Source organism: Anaerobiospirillum sp. NML120511 (assembly GCF_023050955.1).
Classification (GTDB): Bacteria; Pseudomonadota; Gammaproteobacteria; order Enterobacterales; family Succinivibrionaceae; genus Anaerobiospirillum.
Genome location: NZ_JALKIK010000089.1, coordinates 1 through 3,152 on the forward strand (window position 1 = coordinate 1; position 3,152 = coordinate 3,152).

At 46.4% G+C, this 3,152-nt stretch carries 2 protein-coding genes; both read left to right on the top strand.

The genetic code is table 11. The features are described 5' to 3' along the window. Positions 1-942: hypothetical protein (locus tag MXE39_RS12705; protein ID WP_247074201.1), on the top strand; the 942-nt coding region annotated here is incomplete at its 5' end. Positions 943-978: 36 nt separating this feature from the next. Then, entirely contained in the window at positions 979-3,096 is a 2,118-nt protein-coding gene (locus tag MXE39_RS12710) for a transposase (RefSeq protein ID WP_247074203.1), read from the top strand. The last annotated feature ends 56 nt before the right edge of the window (positions 3,097-3,152 follow it).

Here is a 3,152-nt window from a genome sequence, read left to right on the forward strand (position 1 = left end):
CACAGAAATACCAAGCTTCCTAAAGGAAAGAAGGGCAAGAGCCTTAAGAAGCGCGGTAAAAAGGGCAGAGAGGCTCTTAGTACGCATAGAAACTCTACCAGAGAGCTTCGCGCCAAGTATAAAAAGAAGGTGAGACTTCGCCGCGCCAGGAAGGTTTTAGCCATCGCTAGATTTCTGCGCAAGGACCTGAATTATGCCGAATATATCGGCAAAAAGGCGATCTCTATTCTTGCGCCATCAGTATTGGACAATGAACATGACTTTCATGATCAGTTCCTGAAGAACACTGACTCTGTCTGCGATGTCACAGAGAACTTTCTGGCGGCATCGGTACGTACCTGTCTTGAGCTGCATATGGAGCAGACAGACAAACATAACATTCTTGGGGTAAGTAACTACTGTGAGAAGGACATTGCGCTTGAGCTTGCAATCCTGGAAGAAAGATTCAGGAAGGAGCCGGGGCATTATGGGCAGATGTTCCTGACCGACGATTTTTATCTCGGTTTTAGATCATCTGCTTATGCTACCGGAAATGCAGACTCAGACAAGGATGAGGGTAAATCCCGTGGTGAGTCCCCTGCAGATGCTTCAGATGGCGGTGCTGCTGAAGCAACTATGGGTGATACCCCAGCAGATGCTTCAGATAACTGTGCAGCTGAAGAAACTGGGAATGATACCCCGGCAGATGCGCCAGATGGCAGTGCTCCTGAAGAAACAGTGTCTGGTGCACCAGATGCGGAAACTATGCAAGAGCTCATGGAGGATGGTGACGATGACGAAGAAGATAAAAAGGGCAAAGCCCTGGAGGAGGCTTTTGGCATAAGCAGCCTTGAGACCAGACTGCCCAAGGATCAACTGCCGAAAGTTGATATAAAACTCGGCTTCGCTAACAAGAATGTCTATGTTTCGGGGAAATATGTAGGAAAGGCACGCCCAAGATAACATGTCAGGATAAGGGACTACACCTTTAAATGCACTGTGGCTGATCTGCTCAATCCTGACGTGATCGATGAGATGTTTAAAACACTTGGATCTACCAGCAGGTCCAGGAAGTTTAAGCCATCAGAGCTGATTCTGTCTCTTGGACAGGTGATTGAACAGCAGCGTCCGGCTAATGGAACAATGTGCATAAGTTCCATATCCAGATGCGTCAGGGACGACTTCGATATCAGCAGTAACAGCATCATTTCATGGCTTGCTGACCCTGATTTTACAAGGGATTTTGTAGATTACTCCTCTGTGCTGATGCAGATGATCTACTTCGAGAGTAAAAGACTTGCTCTGATGTCTAACGATGCTGTGACCAGAAAAGTCCTGAGATTTTTGAATCTACATTCATATGATGACATCGTGATTCAGGATGGCTCATATGTTCAGGCTTACGTTCAGTCAGGCAACTATTATGATACGAGCGGCTCTGGAGCGCTGCGTAAAAGCAAGCGCCCTGATGGCCATAAACACAGGGGCGAGACAAGGAATCACCAGCTGAAGTATCATTCAGCATACTCACTGTCGACCATGACTCCGGTATATATCCATATCACCGAGGGCACAGGAGCTGAAAACCACAATGTTAACTACGGCGTCCTGAAAAACATGGGAAAGGTCCTGTTCTGTGGTGACCGTATTTACCTTGATTTCATCAATATAATCAACCTGCAGGAGAGCGGCATCGATTTCGTTATACGAGAGGCTACAGGATGTCAGTTCAAAATCCAGGAATGCCGTACAAATCAAGGTTTTGTACTGAATGAGCTGGCAGGGCAAAAAATCAACAGCAAGGAGGTTATTCAGGCTGCCGCGAAGTACGGGCAAATTGAAACAATGGTCATTGCCCAGCGAAGTATTGAGCTGCACCGTTTACCGGAGCATTTCATCGGAACGTACTCCGCAACCCCAAAAAAACCCGACCAGAAATCGGTTACTACTACTGCAGATAAGCCTGTCAGGGTTAATGTTTACTATAACGATGCTGTTAAAGCTGAGGAGCAGGACAGTCTGCCTCAACATAACAGACGTGATCAGTGCATGTATATCATCACCAGCCTTGACTGGAACCTTGCTTCCCTGGATGAGATATATGAGCTCTACAAGCTGCGCTGGGATGTTGAGCTTTACTTTAAATACCTCAAAGAAGGTCATGGGCTGTTTAAAGTCAATGCATGGCGCCTGGAAAGCATAATTAACGTGCACATAAGTGCTTTTAATTTTGCTGCAATGGAGGCTTTGTCTTTTCACTCAGCAGGCTGTCTGCTACCGGACAAATATGAGTTACTCTCATATGAAGATGAGAGCAAGCAGCTGCTGGCCGCCCAAATAGGTGCTTCAAGAAAGCTGTCAGAGCTTAATCGCCTTTTAAAAGCGATAAGCATGATTATTGAGTATCGTCAGCCAGGGTTTTCGGTCATATTATCGGCCGCTGCTACTGAGGAGGAGCTTAAATATTATGACAAGGATCTTTTGAAGACACGTCGCTACATAAGAAGTAGCTCATTGCCTGGCCTGGTCGGCAGCCAGGACCCGCGTCTGAACTGCCTGATCAAGCCTGAAGAAAACCTTGTGCCTGTTTTGGAACTGGCATATGAAGGTGATAAAGAGGCTCTTAATACCCTGACTTTGCTTGATGAAGTCATGGCAGAACAGGGGTACAGGAAATTCAACTCAGCGGCTAAAATCAGGGAGATTAGCGATCAGTGCACTGCGTTTGGAATTTCATTCCAGCATGTATGGAAACGAGTTCCTCCAGCACCAGCTATTTCAAGGCTCAAAACTGGTTTTCACTTAAAATCTTCTGACTTTTACAGGACCTGTAAAATCTCAGTATCTAACGAATCTGAGCAGACCATGGGTCCGGAGCCTAAGCAGGAGGCAACATCTGACTTCAACAGGAAGTTCTATGACCTCATGGCTGATCAGGCAAGATATATTGCTGACAACTTCTGCTATTCCAGGCCAAATTTAAGTGCATGGGAGCGAGGGAACTTCAAGTACTTCAGGTTGCGGCACATTGAGCTTGAAGCGCTGAGAATGATGCGTCTAAGTAGGTATCCTCCAGCCAGTAATGAGGATATTGACTGGCATCTGTCTTTGAGCTGACACGCTCTAAGCTGTAAAAGTTAGACTTATGTATCTATGGTTGTGTCGTTAGGCGC